The following is a 16,420-nucleotide window of genomic DNA, read 5'->3' on the forward strand; positions in this document are numbered from 1 at the left end:
CCGTTTGCTGTGTCACGGGTTGCGCAGCGCGATGTTCTGCACCAGCGCGCGCACCACCAATTCAGAACCGAAGGCGTAGCGCGCCCACCCCAGACTGTCCAGCCTGACGGCGCGTGCCGTCTCGGGGCGAGCGGCCTGATCCAGCGCTTCGGATTTCAGCAGCAGCAGGGTTGCCAGCAGTGCGGCGTTTTCGGCCCGTCGCGCCGTTTCTATGGCCGTGTCCAGTTGCGGCAGCATGTCCGGCCCCCGGTCCCGTCCGAGCGCATAGGCTGCAATCTGGGCGATGACATGGGCCTGATGCACTTCGGTTCCGGGCGTATTGCGCAGGAATTGCATGGCAATCGCATATTCGCGCTGTGCGCCTTCGGGGTTGTCATACTGGATCATCCGGCCCATGAGATAGTGCGGATAGGCGCGCCGGTGGTCGGTCCAGCCTTGCTGCTGGCCGATCCGCATCGCCCGGTCCAGCGCGCGCAGCCGCCGGGGCGAGGGCGCGCCGTTGCCCACCGCGATCTGCACCGCGTCGATCCAGGCGCGTGGTGTGGCCGATACCGCTTGGGCGGGCAGACGTGCGCCGCGCGGATTGAGGCGCGCGATCACGCCGGGGATCACCTGCGCGACCTCATCCCGCGTCATGCCGGTGCGCAGCTCGGGCGCATAGGCGGCCCGAAGGATCAGCATGTCGAACCCGGTCAGGGTGGTGTGGAAATTGTCGTCGTTGAACACCGAATCCGGCAGGCGGTACATGTCGTTCAACGGACCCAGCGCCTGCGCCAGTTCTTCGTTCAGGCAATCGCGGATTTCCTGGGGGCTGACATCGTTGGGAACGAAAATGCCCAGCCGCTCGCGGCTGCGCAGGGCCGACCAGCTGCTTTTGGGTTTGCGCCTGTCGCGGCGGTATTCCTCTAGGCTTTGGGCGTTGGGTACGACGAAACAGGCCGCCTGCGGCAGAACGCGCTGGATCTGGCGCTGGGGGACGGCCTGGATGGTGATGTTGGCCGGCCCGTCCGGGACCTGCCGGATGTCGATCCCGGCCTCGGTGCGCAGGCGCGTCAGCACCCGGCTCAGATCGGCCTGCATGGTCGGGGCCGGCGTGCCCGTCAGGCGCAGCGTGATCGGAGTTTCGAACCGGGTGAACACGGGCAACGGGGTGCCGCTTTCCAGAAAGAAGAACAAGTCGAGAAAATCGGTGGCGATGTTGGCGTTCGAGCGCATGGGCGGAACCGGGCGCGGCGCGCCGAAGGATCTGGCCGGGGGCAGGGTGCTTTCGGTCGATTTGACCTCGGCGGGCAGTTCGATCGTTTCGACCGTACTGCAGCCAGCCAGCACCAAAGCCAGAACGAAGGCCGCCAGCCTTGTCATGGACGCTGATATTTGATGAACGGGGTTAGTTGCCCGACCCTGTCATACAACCGGCGCGCAGCGTGGTTGAACTCTTGCGTCAACCAATAGACCGAGGGCGCGCCCCGGCGATCGGCCTCGGCATAGACGGCCTCGATCAGGGCGCGTCCGACGCCGGTGCCGCGCACCTGCGGATCGGCGTAGAGGTCCTGCAGGTAGCAGACATCCTCGGTCTTCCAGGCGTGGCGATGAAACAGGAAATGGGTCAGCCCCACCAACTGCCCGTCGCACTCGGCCACAAGGCAGGAAAAGTCACGGGGGTCATCGCCCAGCAGGCGCGAGAAAGTGCTGTCATAGACCGCTTGCGGCAGCTCGGTCTCGTAGAAGGCCAGATAGGCGCGCCACAGAGCGGCCCATTCCGGTCGGTCCTGGGCGGTCAGAGGGCGAATGCACGGCTGGGTCACATTGGTGGCCTTTGCGGTCTGGTTGCTCGATTGGTGGCCGCGGAAGGGCGCGCGCCGATGCTGGCATCAGGTGCGCCCCAAGGCAAGCCGCGATCACGGAATGGTCAACGACCGGCGCGCTTCAGCGCTTGGCGCGCGCCATGAAGGCCAGCCGTTCGAACAGGTGCACGTCCTGTTCGTTCTTCAGCAGGGCGCCGTGCAGCTTGGGCAGGGCATTGACCCCGTCGCGCTTAAGGTCCTCGGCGTCCAGATCCTCGGCCAGCAAAAGCTTGAGCCAGTCCAGTACCTCGGAGGTCGAGGGCTTTTTCTTCAGCCCCTGCGTCTCGCGGATTTCGTAGAACTGGGTCAGGGCGGTGGTCAGCAGCGCTTCTTTGATTCCCGGGTGGTGCACCTCGACGATGCGGCGCATCGTGGCCTCGTCGGGGAAGCGGATATAGTGGAAGAAACAGCGGCGCAAGAAGGCGTCGGGCAGTTCCTTTTCGTTGTTCGAGGTGATGATCACGATGGGGCGGTTTTTGGCCCGGATGGTTTCGCCGGTCTCGTAGACATGAAACTCCATCTTGTCGAGTTCCTGCAGCAGGTCGTTGGGGAACTCGATATCGGCCTTGTCGATCTCGTCGATCAGCAGCACGACCTTTTCTTCGGCCTCGAAGGCCTGCCACAGCTTGCCCTTCTTGATGTAGTTGCGGACGTCGTTCACGCGCTCGTCGCCCAACTGGCTGTCGCGTAGGCGACTGACGGCATCGTATTCGTACAGGCCCTGCTGCGCGCGGGTGGTGGATTTGATGTTCCACTCGATCATCGTCAGTCCCAGCGCCGAGGCTACCTGCTTGGCCAGTTCGGTCTTGCCAGTTCCGGGCTCACCCTTGACCAGAAGCGGTCGTTCCAGCGTCACGGCGGCGTTCACCGCGATGGTCAGATCGTCGGTGGCAACATAGTCTGCGGTGCCTTCGAAACGTGTGGTCATGTGGCCCTCGTGATGATTGTCGCGCAGCGCGCCGGCAAAGAACTCGGGCACCGGGTTACCGGCAGGGGTGATCTTTTACAACCCGGGTCGCAGCGTCGCGGTTTGGGCCCGGCCAATCGAACCGCCCCTGGTTGATTCGGATCACCCGGTTCGATCCGGCGTTGAACCTGCCGCAAAATGGCCGGATCCGTTTCACGAAAAAAGTCGTTTTCATACGTTAAGTCTCATGCTTGTACCAATTTCATCAGTGGCGTGCCGGGCTGGCGTTTGCATAGTGACATTCCTGGCCGCGTGGGATAAACGCTGCGCAGAAGGGGGTGCCGAATGTCAGGCGATACAACCGCAAAAGACGTTTCCGGCCATGCCAAGGGAGCAGATATGAAGCAGGAAGTTTTTCTGCCGGAAGACTACCGTCCGGCCGAAGATGAGCCTTTCATGAATGAACGACAGCTTGAGTATTTCCGTCGCAAGCTGCTGAATTGGAAACACGAACTTTTGGCGGGCAGCCGCGACACCATCGAGGGGCTGCAGGGCAATACCCGCAACATTCCCGATGTCGCCGACCGCGCCAGCGAAGAGACGGACCGCGCGCTGGAATTGCGGACCCGCGACCGTCAGCGCAAGCTGGTGGCCAAGATCGATGCTGCGCTGCGTCGTATCGACGAAGGCGAGTACGGCTATTGCGAGGTCACAGGCGACCCGATTTCGCTCAAGCGGCTGGATGCCCGTCCGATCGCGACCATGACGCTCGAGGCGCAAGAGCGGCACGAGCGTCGCGAGAAGGTGCACCGCGACGATTGATCGCTGGAACGTTCTGACGAATTCGAACGCCGGGGCCTGTGGTTCCGGCGTTTTTGCGTTATGCCAGCTGCATGAAGATCGACGGCTTGAAGTTTGTGGTGGTGGGCGGAGGGATCGGTGGCCTTGCGGCCGCCGTGGCGCTGCAACAGCGCGGCGCACAGGTGACTGTGCTGGAACAGGCGCCCGAGCTGGCCGAGGTGGGTGCCGGGTTGCAGATCAGTGCCAACGGGATGGCGGTGCTGCGCGCGCTGGGTGTGGCGGAATCGCTGCCCGAGGCGGCGCAGATCTCGTACGGAACCGTGTTGCGCGACTATCGTCGCGGGCGCGTCATCAGCCGGGTGCCGCCGCCGGCCGCCGGGGCGACGTATTACTATCATCGTGCAGACCTGCTGGAACTCTTGCGCGACGCGGCCTTGCGGTCGGGGGTGGATCTGCGTCTGAACGCGCGGGTTACGCACGTGCGCAAACACCCCTCCGACGCCGAGATCTCGTTGCGCGACGGGACACGCCTCCGGGCCGAATGCGTCATCGCGGCGGACGGTGGGCGCAGCCATGTCCGCCCGGTTCTGAACGGAAGCGAGGCGCCCCGGTTCACGCATCAGGTCGCGTGGCGCGCGACAATTCCCTGGGCCGACCGCAAGGCGACCCCCATGGCCACTTTGACCATGGGGCCGGGCCGTCACGTGGTGACCTATCCGCTGCGGGATCAATCGCAGATGAACATCGTCGCGATCGAAGAACGCTCGGACTGGACCGAGGAAGGCTGGAAGCTGGAAGGCGATGTCGGCGACCTGCATGCGCGCTTCGCCGATTTCGGCGGGGTCACGGGGGAAATCCTTGCCCGCATCGACAAGGTGAACATCTGGGCGCTGTTCCTGCGTCCGGTGGCACAGAAATGGCAGAACGGGCGCGTGGCCCTGTTAGGTGACGCGGCCCATCCGACTTTGCCGTTCATGGCCCAGGGCGCATGCCTCGCGCTCGAGGATGCGTGGGTCCTCAGGCGTGCATTCGATGACCAGTCAGGTGTCCAACGCGCACTCGCAGCCTATGAAGCCAGGCGCCGCCCCCGCGCCCGCGCGGTGGTCGCTGCCGCCGCAAGTAACGCACGAAACTTCCACCTGAAAGGTCCGACGCGTATCGCGGCGCAGATGGCTTTGTCGCTGATCGGTCGCAGGCTGACGCGGCGATATGATTGGATCTACGATTACGATCCGACGGCATGACGGGTCAGAGATCCAGATCGACCCAGATCGGAACGTGATCCGAAGGCTTTTCGTGCCCGCGTACCTCGGCGTCGATCCGGCAATCCTGCAACAGGTCCGCGGCCTGCGGGGTCAGCAGGAAATGGTCGATACGGATCCCGTCATTCCGGTTCCAGGCGCCGGCCTGATAGTCCCAGAACGTATAGTGTCCGGGACCTCGGGTTCGGGCGCGGAACGCGTCCGTGAACCCGAGGTTCAGTATTTTTCGAAAGGCGGCGCGGCTTTCGGGACGAAACAACGCGTCCTCGCGCCAGGCATCCGGGCGCTTGGCGTCTTCGGCCTGCGGAATGACGTTGTAGTCGCCTGCCATCAGGGCGGGTTCCTCGGCCTTCAGCAATTCGAGTGCACGTTGATGCAGCCGATCCATCCATGCCAATTTGTAGTCGAACTTTGGCCCGGGTGCGGGGTTCCCGTTAGGAAGGTACAACCCGCAGACCCGCAGAGCTTTCTTGCCCACGACGGTCGCTTCGATCCAGCGAGCCTGATCGTCGCCATCATCGCCTGGCAATCCGCGGGTGACATCCTCCAACGGAAGTTTAGACAGGATCGCGACCCCGTTGAAGCTTTTTTGACCGTGGGTTTCGACGTTGTAGCCGCGCTCCTCGAAGACCTCTCGCGGAAAGTTCTCGTCGACGGATTTGATTTCCTGCAACACGGCGACGTCGGGCTGTGCGTCGTCCAGCCAGCGCAGCAGGGCGTCGGCGCGGGCCTTGATGCCGTTGATGTTGAACGAGGCAATTTTCATGCGAGCCCTCCGGTTGAACCAAGGCCACCTATCGCGCAGAACCACCCCAACGGCAAGCAGTTAGCCGGGAATGCGAGGCTCTGCCTCGCGCTCCGGGATATTTGGTGCCAGATGAAGTAACGGTGTGTTAACCAGATCGTCGGAGAAAGAAGGGGCGGTACAGGCGGGGACGCCGATGACCGCGCCAGGTGAAGCCCTCCGGCTTTGGCGTCGGAGGGCCGACCTCCGCCTTCATCTGGCTAAAAGTATCCTGGGGGTGTGGGGGCAAAGCCCGCACGAGGCATTACATCGAGAAGGACGTGCCGCAGCCGCAGGATGAGGTGGCGTTGGGGTTGTCGATAACGAAACGCGCGCCGATCAACTCTTCGGTGAAGTCGATGGTGGCGTTTTCGAGGAAGGGCAGGGAAATTGCGTCGACGACGACCTTTTGGCCTTTGCCCTCCAAAACCAGATCGTCCTCTTTGGGCTCGTCCAGCGCGATTTCGTATTGGAAGCCGGAGCAGCCACCGCCTTCCACAGCGATGCGCAGCGCCTTGCCATTGTCGGCCGCGCCGATTTCAGCCAACCGCTCAAACGCGCGTTCCGTGACCGTGGGGGGCAGATTCATGCCGGACTCCAAAGGTTTCTTTCTTGACCATCGTACAATATAGAAAACCCGACGACGGGCGACAAGGACAAGACGATTGGAGCGAGCAGGTTTTGCCTCGGACCCCAGCCGCGCACGGGGGCGGTTGGTGCCAGAGGAGGAGAGCAGCTTTCGGTCCTGCTTTCAGCGGGACAGGGACCGGATCATTCACGCCAGCGCCTTTCGGCGGCTCAAGCACAAGACGCAGGTCTTTGTTGAGCACGAGGGTGACAACTACCGCACCCGGCTGACTCATTCCATCGAGGTGGCGCAGGTCGCCCGCACAATCGCGGGCGCTCTGGGCCTGAACCAAGAACTGACCGAGGCCGTCGCGCTGGCGCATGATCTGGGTCACACTCCGTTTGGGCATACCGGCGAGGACGCGCTGCACGCGCTGATGGCACCTTACGGCGGGTTCGATCATAACGCCCAGGCCATCCGGATCGTGACGAGGCTCGAACGCCACTATGCCGAATTCGACGGTTGCAACCTGACATGGGAATGCCTTGAGGGGATCGCCAAGCACAATGGTCCGGTCACCGGCGATCTGCCCTGGGCGCTGGCCGAATGCAATGACGCCTTCGATCTGGAACTGCACACCCATGCCAGCGCCGAGGCGCAGGTGGCGGCGTTGTCCGATGACATCGCCTATAACAACCACGACCTGTTGGACGGATTGCGCGCCGGGCTGTTCACCGACGACGAGATCACGCAATTGCCCATCATCGGTGAATGCTACGCGGATGTGGATCGCAAGTACCCCGGCCTTGATCCCTATCGCCGGCGGCACGAGGCCTTGCGGCGCGTGTTCGGCGTGATGGTGTCCGATGTCATCGACACGTCCCGCGCCATTCTGGCCGCTTCAGGGGCGCAATCGGTCGAGGATATCCGCCACCTGGGCCATCCGGTCATCCGGTTCTCGGAGGGTCTATGGGCGCAGTTGCGCGAGATTCGGGCTTTTCTGTTCACCCGCATGTATCGTGCGCCCAGCGTCATGGAGGTGCGCGCCCGGGTCAGTCGCGTGGTCGAGGAGCTGTTCCCGATCTACTTGAACGATCCCCGGCAGATGCCCCGGCACTGGCATGACGATATCGAGGCCGCAGCGGACGAAACCGAACTGGCCCGGATCGTGTCGGACTATATCTCGGGGATGACCGACCGGTTCGCGCTGCAGGATCACGCACGCCTGACTGGGAAAACACCGCTGGAGCGTTAGGCGCCCGCGTCCTTGGCCATCGCCCGCATTGACCTTGCCGCCTTGCGTGATAAACCGCCGGGCAAGCAAAAGGACATCCGAAATGAACCTGTTCTCTGATATCCGCGACCTTGTTCTGGACGCGTTGACCCAGATGCAAACCGAAGGCGCTCTGCCCGAGGGGCTGAGCTTTGACAACGTGGCGGTCGAGCCGCCGCGCGACGCGGCGCATGGCGACATGGCCACGAACGCGGCGATGGTGCTGGCGAAACCGGCGAAGATGAAGCCCCGCGACATCGCCGAGACGCTGGCCGCGAAGCTGGCCGAGGATGAGCGGATCACCAGCGCCGAGGTCGCCGGCCCCGGCTTTCTGAACCTGCGTCTGGCGCCGTCGGTCTGGCAGGGCGTTCTGGGCGCGGTGCTGGAAAAGGGCACCGACTATGGCCGCTCGACCATGGGGCAGGGGCTGAAGGTGAACGTCGAATACGTCTCGGCCAACCCCACCGGGCCGCTGCATGTGGGTCATACCCGCGGCGCGGTGTTCGGCGACGCGCTAGCCAGCCTGTTGGCCTATTCCGGCCATGACGTGACCCGCGAATATTACATCAACGATGGTGGCGCGCAGGTCGATGTTCTGGCCCGGTCTGCGTTCGAGCGGTACCGCGAGGCCAACGGCCTGAGCCCGGAAATCGCCGAGGGCCTGTATCCCGGCGACTATCTGATCCCGATCGGCGAGGCGCTGAAGGAGAAATATGGTGACAGCCTGTTGGACAAGCCCGAAAGCGAGTGGCTGGCCGAGGTGCGTGAATTCGCCACCGATGCGATGATGGATCTGATCCGCGCCGATCTGAAGGCGCTGGGCGTCGAGATGGACGTGTTCTTCTCGGAAAAATCGCTCTATGGCACCGGCAAGATTGAGGCCGCGCTGGAGGCGCTGAACGAAAAGGGCCTGATCTATGAGGGCGTGCTCGAGCCGCCCAAGGGCAAGAAACCCGAGGATTGGGAGCCGCGGCAGCAGACCCTGTTCCGCTCGACCGCGCATGGCGATGACGTGGATCGCCCGGTCAAGAAATCCGACGGCAGCTGGACCTATTTCGCCCCCGATATCGCCTATCACTATGACAAGGTGACCCGCGGGTTCGACGCGCTGATCGACGTGTTCGGGGCGGACCATGGCGGCTATGTCAAGCGAATGAAGGCCGCCGTTTCGGCATTGTCGGACGGCAAAGTGCCGCTGGACATCAAGCTAACCCAGCTGGTCAAGCTGTGGAAGAATGGCGAGCCGTTCAAGATGTCGAAACGGGCCGGCAACTTCGTCACCCTGCGCGACGTGGTCGATCAGGTGGGCCCCGACGTGACGCGCTTCGTGATGCTGACCCGCAAGAACGACGCGCCGCTGGATTTCGATTTCGACAAGGTGCTGGAACAGAGCCGCGAGAACCCTGTGTTCTATGTTCAATATGCCCATGCCCGGGTGATGAGCGTGCTGCGCCGCGCCGCCGAGGCGGGCATCGACGCCACCGACGAAACCCTGCGCGGGGCAGACCTGGCGGCGCTGGATCACCCGGCCGAACTGACCGTGGCCAAGAAGCTGGCCGAATGGCCACGCCTGGTCGAGATCGCGGCCCGCACCAACGAGCCGCACCGCATCGCCTTCTATCTGTATGAACTTGCAGGGGATTTCCACGCCTTGTGGAACCGTGGCAACGACGAGCCCACGCTGCGGTTCCTGCAGGATGGTGATGTGGCCACAAGCCAGTCAAAAATAGCGCTGGCCCGGGCCGTTTCTGTTGTGATTTCAGCGGGCTTGGGTATTCTTGGGGTCACGCCGGCGCAGGAGATGCGGTAACCAACACCGCCCGAACCGCCGGTACGAGGTAGGCAAGAAATGACCCGCGCGCCGCGATTTCAGGCGCATTTCGGGCAGTGAGGCGGATATGGCACGTTACGATTTCTCGGGGCAGACAGGCCCCGAGCATATGCATTACTCGAATCAATTCACCGCTAAAGACGGGTACGAGCACCCCGGCGACATGCCGGAATTCGATGGGGCACCGGCCGGTGTCCCGGGCTTTGGCCGCATCGTGAATATTCTTGGCGCCGCGGCGTCCCTGGCGCTGGTGGCCGGGGTGGCAGTCTGGGGCTACAAGCTGGTGATGCGGGACGTGTCCGGCGTGCCGGTGGTGCGTGCGGTCGAAGGTCCGATGCGCGTGCAGCCCGAAAACCCCGGTGGAACGCCGGCCGATCATCAAGGTCTGGCGGTGAACGCCGTGGCGGCGGTCGGCACGGCCGCGCCGCCGGCCGACCGGCTGATCCTTGCCCCGCGCCCGGTCTCGCTGAGCGACGAGGACGCGCCGATGGGCACGTTGAAACCGACCCCGGCGGTTCTGAAGGTTGAAGAGACAATAACAAATCAGGAGGCCGCCGAGTTGCGGCAGGACGCGGTGGAGACGCTGGTTTCGGAATTGTCGGGTGATGTCTCGGCCTCTGCCGAGCTGGAACCGGGTGTGCAACTGGCCGCGCTGACCATGCCCGAGGACGAACCCGCCATCGACCCGGCCGATCTGGCCGCCCAATTGCCCGACCCGGAGCTTGCCGCCTTGCCCGGTGTGCGGCGGTCTCTGCGCCCGCTGACGCGCCCCGCCGGGTTGCGCCGCGCCGCTCCGGTGGGTGGCGCAATCGACGCGGATGCGGTGAATGCCGCCGTGAAATCGGCAATGGGTCTGGATGTCGATCCCGACTCGCTGGCCAAGGGTACACGGCTGGCCCAGCTGGGCGCCTATGAGAGCCCCGATGTGGCCCGCGCTGAATGGGATCGCCTGTACCGCCGCTTTGGCGAGTACATGCAGGGGAAACAACGAGTTATCCAGAAAACCTCGAGCGGCGGTCGCACCTTCTATCGCTTGCGCGTGCATGGGTTTGCCGATCTGAGCGACTCGCGTCAGTTCTGCGCGGCGCTGGTGGCGCAGGATGCCGACTGCATCCCGGTTGCCGTGCGGTGAGGTACGGCGCCACGATCACCGATGCGGCGGGTCTGCGCCTGACGCCCGAAGAGAAGACGTTGTTTCGGCAGATGAACCCGTTCGGCTTCATCCTGTTCGCGCGCAACATCGACACGGCCGATCAGGTGCGCGCACTGTGCGACGACATGCGCGAGGCCGTGGGCCGCGACTGCATGATTACGATCGATCAGGAGGGCGGACGGGTGCAACGCCTGCGCCCGCCGCTGGCCCGTCAATGGCGTCCCCCGATGGATCATGCCGAACAAGCCGAGGGCCAGGCCGAACGCGCCATGTACCTGCGCTATCGCCTGATTGCGCACGAGCTGTTTTCGCTGGGCATCGACAGCAATTGCGCCCCGATGGTCGATCTGGCCCGACCTGAGACGCACGATTTCCTGCGCAACCGATGTTATGGCGGCGATGCGGCCACGGTCGCACGCCTCGGCCGAGCGGTCGCACAGGGGCACTTGGATGGCGGCGTTCTACCCGTCGTCAAGCACATCCCCGGCCACGGGCGCGCCACGCTCGACAGCCATTTCGACCTGCCGCACGTGGATGCGCCGCTGGACGACCTGATGCAGACCGATTTCGAGCCTTTCCGCGCCCTGAACGACTTGCCGATGGGTATGACAGCCCATCTGGTCTATGATCAGGTTGACGGAAAACCGGCCACGATTTCGCCTGCGATGATGCGGATCATCCGCGAGCGGATCGGGTTCGACGGGTTGGTCATGACCGATGACATCTCGATGAAAGCGCTCAGCGGATCGCTAGCCGATCTGTCGCAACAGGCGCTGTCGGCGGGCTGCGACGTGGTTCTGCACTGCAACGGTACGTTCGAAGAACGCGCCGAGGTGATGGAGGCCGCGGGCGAAATGTCCGAGGCGGCGCAAGCCCGCGCGGACCGCGCCTTGGCCCGGCGGCAAAGCCCCGAGGAACTTGACATCCGTGCCGCCGAGACGGAACTATCCCGTCTGATGGGCGGGCAGGTGTATGACGGATAACCTTTTCAGCGAAGACCCGGTTTCGGTCGCCGATCGGCTGGCCGCCGAGGCGCTGATCGTGGACGTGGACGGGTTTGAAGGCCCGTTGGACGTGCTGCTGACCTTGTCACGGACGCAAAAGGTCGATCTTCGCAAAATCTCGGTACTGGCGCTGGCGCAGCAATATCTGGCCTTTGTCGAACGGGCCCGCGCCCTGCGGATCGAACTGGCCGCCGACTATTTGGTGATGGCCGCATGGCTGGCCTTTCTGAAATCGCGCCTGCTGTTGCCGCCCGACCCCGATGAAGAGGGGCCGACGGGCGAAGAACTGGCCGCGCACTTGGCCTTTCAGTTGGAACGCCTGCAGGCGATGCGCGATGCGGCCGCCCGCCTGATGGCGCGCGATCAGTTGGGGCGCGATTTCTTCAAGCGCGGGCAGGGCGAAGACGTGACCCGCATCCGCACGGTCACCTATTCCGCCACGTTGCTGGACCTGATGCAGGGCTATGCCCGCATCCGCACCCGTGACGAATTCCGACCCTTCGTGATGGACCGCGATTCGGTCTTCACGATGGAACAGGCGCTGGAGCGAATGCGCCCGCTGATCGGATTTGCCGGAACCTGGACCGACATGGAAACCTACCTGCCCGAAGGCTGGGACGTTGACCCGATGCGGCGCCGCTCGGCAACGGCGGCGACGTTTGCGGCCTCGCTGGAGCTGGTCAAGGAAGGACATATGGAGATCAAGCAAAGCGAGACCTTTGCCCCGATCCAACTGCGCAGAAGGACGAAGCCCAGTGAGTGACGCCCCCGAAGACGACGGCACCGGCACCCTGTTCGAAGCCCCCCCACTGGCTGAGCAGGAACGCATGGTCGAGGCGGTATTGTTTGCCAGCGCCGAGCCGGTGACGGTGGCCGATCTTGAGGCGCGGATGCCGCATGGCTGTGACGCCAAGCAGGCCTTGGAACTGCTGCAGAAACGCTATGAGGGGCGCGGGGTGCGCGTGGTTCGGGTGGGCGAGGCCTGGGCCATCCGCACGGCGCCCGATCTGGGGTTCCTGATGCAGAAGGAAACGGTCGAGACCCGCAAGCTGAGCCGCGCCGCCATCGAGACCCTGGCGATCGTGGCATATCATCAGCCCTGCACCCGCGCCGAGATCGAGGAAATCCGCGGTGTGTCCGTGTCGCGGGGAACCATAGACCAACTGCTGGAAATGGAGTGGATCCGGCTGGGCCGCCGCCGCATGACGCCAGGGCGCCCGGTCACCTTCGTGGTGACGCCCCAGTTCCTGGACCATTTCGGCCTGGAAAGTGCCCGAGACTTGCCGGGCCTTAAGGAATTGCGTGCTGCGGGGCTGTTGGAGAACCGCCCGCCGCCGGGGACCATGCCGATCGGCGAGGCCAATGAAGATGAACCCGGCGACGAAGACCAGACCGAATTGTTCGAGGAAGACTGAACGCGTCGCCCTTTTGTCGGCGAATTCCCCGCCAGGTTTGACACCGAGGAACGGAGACCGGAATGAACGCAAACCGCATCATCGACATGATCGTTCGGCAAGTCGTGCGCCGGCTGGTCACGCGCGGCGTGGACAAGGGCCTCGACCTGGCCGAACGTATGGGACGCAAGTCCGGGCAGCCGGACGGACCGCGCGACCCCAAGGCCGACCGGTACATGGCGCAAAGTGCGCGCCGCCAGGCCCAGAGCATGAAGCAGGCTAGGCAGTTGACCCGCCAGATGCGGCGGTTCATGCGGTTCTAGGGATTACTGGACCGACTTGAAATGCTTCGACAATTTCAGGCCCTGACCCTGATAGTTCGAAGCGATTCCCGCGCCGTACAACTGAGTCGGCATCTCGGCCATGCGTTCGTAGACCAGCCGCCCGACGACCTGTCCGTGTTCCAGCACGAAGGGCGCCTCGTGGCAGCGGACTTCCAGCACGCCGCGTGATCCGGCGCCGCCGGCTTCGGCATGGCCGAAACCGGGATCGAAGAATCCCGCGTAGTGAACCCGGAATTCACCCACCATCGCCAGATAGGGCGCCATTTCGGCGGCATACATCGGCGGAATGTGGACCGCCTCGCGGCTGACCAGGATGTAGAACGCGCCCGGGTCCAGAATGATGCGCCCGTCGCGGGTGCGCACCTCTTCCCAGTAGTCCTGCGGGTCGTATTCACCGATCCGATCCAGGTCGATCACGCCGGTATGTGGCTTGGCCCGGTACCCGACCAGATCGGTGTTGGGAAGGCACAGATCGACCGAAAACCCCAGCCCGTCCTGAATGACGGCCGGGCCGTCCACCAGCGGCGATTGCGCATGCAACGCGGCCAGATCCGCGTCGGACAGCACCGCCTGACCGCGGCGGAAGCGGATCTGGTTCAGGCGCATGCCCGGACGGACCAGAACCGAGAACGAACGCGGACAGATCTCGGCATAGAGTGGGCCGGCATACCCGGCGGGAACGCGGTCGAACTCGGTTCCGCCATCGGTGATGGTGCGGGTCAGCAAGTCGAGCCGCCCGGTCGAGCTTTTGGCGTTGGCCACGGCGGTCACGTCGCCGGGCAGGGCCAGCGATTCCATCAGCGGCACCAGATACACGCAACCTTTTTCCAGTACCGCACCTTCCGAGATGTCGATGTGATGCATCTCGAACTCAGCCAGCCGGTCGGCCACGCTCTGGCCTTCGCCGGCCAGAAACGAGGCGCGCACACGGTAAGCTACTGTTCCTAAACGAAGATCAAGGCTGGCGGGTTGGATCTGGGCGGGGGTGATCGGCGGGGTCGCGGTGATCTCACCGGTGTCGATCATCGCTGCGATCTGCTGGTTCGGGCACACGCCGGTCATTCCGCTCCTCCCCTCAGCCGAAGGAGGCTCCGGCCCGTATTTTCTGAACGTCGGTGTGATTTGGTCGGGCTAGCAGGACTCGAACCTGCGACCTTCCGTCCCCCAGACGGACGCGCTACCAGGCTGCGCCATAGCCCGACGTTGAGGTGTTCATAATGATTTTCCCGGCAGGGGCAAGAGGAAAACATTACCTTTTTGCTCAACCCGCCAATTGCCGTTCGACCCGGTCCAGCCAGGCGCGCAGATCCTTGGCAACGGGCGCGATCCGGCGCAACGTGTCGGTGTCGAACTCGGTTTTCCGCCACGCCCTGGCTGCGATTCCGGCCTGCTGCGGCGTGGTCTCGGCCTTGGGTTTCTGCGACGCAGCGTGATCCCGGGCTTTGGGGGCGGCAGGTTCGCCCAAATTTTCGGCCTCGGTCGGTGATAGATCGAGGGCACCCTGCACCACGGCGGGGGGCTGCGGTAGCGGCACCACGTTCTCAGCTGCCTGGATTTCGATGGTCGGGGCCGGAGCCGCGCCATCGTCCAGTCCCGGCGACAGCGACGCGACGTAGGCCACGCCCTGTTCGCGCAGGATGCGTTGAACACCCTTGATGGTCACGCCATCCTCGTGCAGCAGCTTCTTGATGCCGCCCAACAGGCGCATGTCGTTGGGGCGGTAATACCTACGTCCTCCGGCCCGCTTGACCGGTTTGATCTGGCTGAACCGACTTTCCCAGAACCGCAGGACATGCGCCTGAACACCCAGCCAATCCGCAACTTCACTGATGGTGCGAAATGCGTCGGGAGACTTGCTCATGCCTGCCTTGCCCCGGACTTACTTGCGGTTTCCGGCCGCGACCCGATCCTTCATCAGATGCGAAGGGCGGAAGGTCAGAACGCGGCGCGGCTCGATGGGAACCTCTTCCCCGGTTTTCGGGTTGCGGCCGACGCGGGCCGACTTGTCCCTGACGCTGAACGTGCCGAAAGACGAGATCTTGACCTGCTCGCCGCGCACCAGCGCATCGGACATGTGGTTCAAAATGCTTTCGACAAGCTGCGCGCTTTCGTTGCGAGACAGACCCACTTCGCGAAACACGGCTTCGCTCAGGTCCATTCGCGTCAGTGTTTTTTCGCCCATGATTATTCCCCTGATGATGTACGACCATAGGGGCAGGGCAAATTCACTGTCAATATCAATGAATTGCGCGTGGTGGTGTAAGCAGGTTTGCGCCGCCCTACCAGCGCATCACCACCGCGCCCCAGGCCAGTCCGCCGCCGATGGCCTCGGTCACTATCAAGTCGCCGGGCTTGATCTGCCCGCGTTCCTTGCCCACCGACAGCGCCAGCGGGATCGATGCGGCCGAGGTGTTGCCGTGATCCTGAACCGTGACCACCACGTTATCCATGGGCAGCTGCAGCTTTTTGGCCGTGCCCTGAATGATGCGGATATTGGCCTGATGCGGGACGATCCAATCGACGTCGCCGCTTGTTAGCCCCGCGCGATCCAGCGCGGTGGTGGCCGTGGCAGCCAGTTTCTCGACCGCGTGGCGGAACACCTGGTTGCCCTGCATTCGCAGATAGCCGGTGGTCCGGTTCGAAACCCCGCCATCGACATAGAGCAGATCCTTGAACCGCCCGTCCGAATGCAGGTCGGTGGATAGAATGCCCCGGTCTTCAGGCGTTCCGGCACCTTCCTGCGCCTCGAGCACCAGCGCGCCGGCGCCGTCGCCGAACAGAACGCAGGTGCTCCGGTCCGACCAGTCCATGATGCGCGAGAAGGTCTCGGCCCCGATCACGAGGATGCGTTTGGCCTGACCCGACAGGATCAGCGCGTTGGCGTTGGCAAGCGCAAAGACGAAGCCGGCGCAGACCGCTTGCACGTCAAAGGCAAATCCGCGGGTCATGCCCAGATTGGCCTGAACCATGGTCGCAGCGGACGGAAAGGTCAGGTCTGCGGTGGAGGTGGCCAGAACAATCGCGTCGATGTCGTCGGCGGTCAGCCCCGCATCGGTCAGCGCGGCCTTGGCCGCATGGGTCGCCATATCAGATGTGGTTTCGTCTTCGGCCGCGAAATGGCGGCGTTCGATGCCCGAGCGGGTCCGGATCCATTCGTCGGACGTGTCCAACGTCTTTTCGAACTCGGAATTGGGAACGATGCGTTTGGGTAGATAATGCCCGACACCAACAACGACTGAACGGCCTGCCATCTGA

General features: G+C 63.8%; 18 protein-coding genes and 1 tRNA gene. 9 read left to right on the forward strand and 10 right to left on the reverse strand.

The window, feature by feature from the left end; translation table 11 throughout:
- Nucleotides 1–12: 12 nt before the first annotated feature.
- The 3 genes from AC2FMD_RS06160 to AC2FMD_RS06170 all read right to left on the reverse strand — a co-directional run bounded on the left by AC2FMD_RS06160 (nucleotide 13) and on the right by AC2FMD_RS06170 (nucleotide 2,772).
- The gene (locus AC2FMD_RS06160) at nucleotides 13–1,362 is read right to left on the reverse strand and encodes a DUF2927 domain-containing protein (protein ID WP_496740733.1); all 1,350 of its coding nucleotides are present in this window, start codon (nucleotides 1,360–1,362) and stop codon (nucleotides 13–15) included.
- A complete protein-coding gene (locus AC2FMD_RS06165; RefSeq protein ID WP_496686383.1) occupies nucleotides 1,359–1,805 on the reverse strand; it encodes a GNAT family N-acetyltransferase in 447 nt (148 codons plus the stop codon). Before AC2FMD_RS06165 ends, AC2FMD_RS06160 begins: the two co-directional genes overlap by 4 nt.
- 121 nt (nucleotides 1,806–1,926) lie before the next feature.
- The gene (locus AC2FMD_RS06170) at nucleotides 1,927–2,772 is read right to left on the reverse strand and encodes an AAA family ATPase (protein WP_496683935.1); all 846 of its coding nucleotides are present in this window, start codon (nucleotides 2,770–2,772) and stop codon (nucleotides 1,927–1,929) included.
- 378 nt (nucleotides 2,773–3,150) lie between these two features.
- Here AC2FMD_RS06170 and dksA point away from each other — a divergent pair, with 378 nt between their 5' ends.
- Together dksA and AC2FMD_RS06180 are read left to right on the forward strand one after the other, a co-directional pair.
- The gene (gene dksA, locus AC2FMD_RS06175; RefSeq protein WP_496683923.1) at nucleotides 3,151–3,573 is read left to right on the forward strand and encodes an RNA polymerase-binding protein DksA; all 423 of its coding nucleotides are present in this window, start codon (nucleotides 3,151–3,153) and stop codon (nucleotides 3,571–3,573) included.
- Nucleotides 3,574–3,644: 71 nt separating this feature from the next.
- Nucleotides 3,645–4,796 carry an FAD-dependent oxidoreductase gene (locus AC2FMD_RS06180; protein WP_496740731.1) on the forward strand — a complete coding sequence of 384 codons (1,152 nt, stop codon included), beginning with the start codon at nucleotides 3,645–3,647 and terminating at the stop codon, nucleotides 4,794–4,796.
- Between the two features lie 4 nt (nucleotides 4,797–4,800).
- Here the strand turns inward: AC2FMD_RS06180 and xth are convergent, their stop codons facing one another.
- On the reverse strand, nucleotides 4,801–5,580 hold the full coding sequence (gene xth / locus AC2FMD_RS06185) for an exodeoxyribonuclease III (protein ID WP_496740729.1): 780 nt from the start codon (nucleotides 5,578–5,580) through the stop codon (nucleotides 4,801–4,803).
- A gap of 283 nt (nucleotides 5,581–5,863) precedes the next feature.
- Nucleotides 5,864–6,187 carry an iron-sulfur cluster assembly accessory protein gene (locus AC2FMD_RS06190; protein ID WP_490360192.1) on the reverse strand — a complete coding sequence of 108 codons (324 nt, stop codon included), beginning with the start codon at nucleotides 6,185–6,187 and terminating at the stop codon, nucleotides 5,864–5,866.
- A 76-nt stretch (nucleotides 6,188–6,263) separates the two neighbouring features.
- On the opposite strand from AC2FMD_RS06190, the gene AC2FMD_RS06195 reads away from it, so the two are divergent.
- From AC2FMD_RS06195 to AC2FMD_RS06225, 7 genes are all read left to right on the forward strand, one after another.
- Nucleotides 6,264–7,421: a deoxyguanosinetriphosphate triphosphohydrolase gene (locus AC2FMD_RS06195; RefSeq protein WP_496683929.1), complete on the forward strand. Its 1,158-nt coding sequence runs from the start codon at nucleotides 6,264–6,266 to the stop codon at nucleotides 7,419–7,421.
- Between the two features lie 82 nt (nucleotides 7,422–7,503).
- The gene (gene argS, locus AC2FMD_RS06200) at nucleotides 7,504–9,249 is read left to right on the forward strand and encodes an arginine--tRNA ligase (protein WP_496740727.1); all 1,746 of its coding nucleotides are present in this window, start codon (nucleotides 7,504–7,506) and stop codon (nucleotides 9,247–9,249) included.
- A gap of 88 nt (nucleotides 9,250–9,337) precedes the next feature.
- Entirely contained in the window at nucleotides 9,338–10,402 is a 1,065-nt protein-coding gene (locus tag AC2FMD_RS06205; RefSeq protein ID WP_496740725.1) for an SPOR domain-containing protein, read from the forward strand.
- Nucleotides 10,399–11,406, forward strand: coding sequence for a beta-N-acetylhexosaminidase (gene nagZ, locus AC2FMD_RS06210; protein WP_496740723.1), 1,008 nt, complete (start codon nucleotides 10,399–10,401; stop codon nucleotides 11,404–11,406). The genes AC2FMD_RS06205 and nagZ overlap by 4 nt, the downstream gene beginning before the upstream one ends.
- Nucleotides 11,396–12,190, forward strand: a complete 795-nt coding sequence (locus AC2FMD_RS06215; protein WP_496740721.1) for a segregation and condensation protein A — start codon at nucleotides 11,396–11,398, stop codon at nucleotides 12,188–12,190. Before nagZ ends, AC2FMD_RS06215 begins: the two co-directional genes overlap by 11 nt.
- Nucleotides 12,183–12,842, forward strand: a complete 660-nt coding sequence (scpB, locus tag AC2FMD_RS06220; protein ID WP_496740719.1) for an SMC-Scp complex subunit ScpB — start codon at nucleotides 12,183–12,185, stop codon at nucleotides 12,840–12,842. Before AC2FMD_RS06215 ends, scpB begins: the two co-directional genes overlap by 8 nt.
- 62 nt (nucleotides 12,843–12,904) lie before the next feature.
- Complete coding sequence (locus AC2FMD_RS06225) at nucleotides 12,905–13,144, forward strand: hypothetical protein (RefSeq protein WP_496682261.1); 240 nt, start codon at nucleotides 12,905–12,907, stop codon at nucleotides 13,142–13,144.
- 3 nt (nucleotides 13,145–13,147) lie between these two features.
- Here the strand turns inward: AC2FMD_RS06225 and AC2FMD_RS06230 are convergent, their stop codons facing one another.
- The 5 genes from AC2FMD_RS06230 to AC2FMD_RS06250 form a co-directional block, all read right to left on the reverse strand.
- Entirely contained in the window at nucleotides 13,148–14,227 is a 1,080-nt protein-coding gene (locus AC2FMD_RS06230) for a 2'-deoxycytidine 5'-triphosphate deaminase (protein ID WP_496682262.1), read from the reverse strand.
- 61 nt (nucleotides 14,228–14,288) lie between these two features.
- Nucleotides 14,289–14,365 (reverse strand) — tRNA-Pro (locus tag AC2FMD_RS06235).
- 61 nt (nucleotides 14,366–14,426) lie between these two features.
- Nucleotides 14,427–15,026 carry a MerR family transcriptional regulator gene (locus AC2FMD_RS06240; RefSeq protein WP_496682264.1) on the reverse strand — a complete coding sequence of 200 codons (600 nt, stop codon included), beginning with the start codon at nucleotides 15,024–15,026 and terminating at the stop codon, nucleotides 14,427–14,429.
- Between the two features lie 18 nt (nucleotides 15,027–15,044).
- Nucleotides 15,045–15,347 carry an integration host factor subunit alpha gene (ihfA, locus tag AC2FMD_RS06245; protein WP_496682267.1) on the reverse strand — a complete coding sequence of 101 codons (303 nt, stop codon included), beginning with the start codon at nucleotides 15,345–15,347 and terminating at the stop codon, nucleotides 15,045–15,047.
- A gap of 97 nt (nucleotides 15,348–15,444) precedes the next feature.
- Nucleotides 15,445–16,416, reverse strand: coding sequence for a beta-ketoacyl-ACP synthase III (locus tag AC2FMD_RS06250; protein ID WP_496682269.1), 972 nt, complete (start codon nucleotides 16,414–16,416; stop codon nucleotides 15,445–15,447).
- Nucleotides 16,417–16,420 lie beyond the last annotated feature (4 nt).

This window comes from Ruegeria sp. BHSC276 (assembly GCF_059612945.1).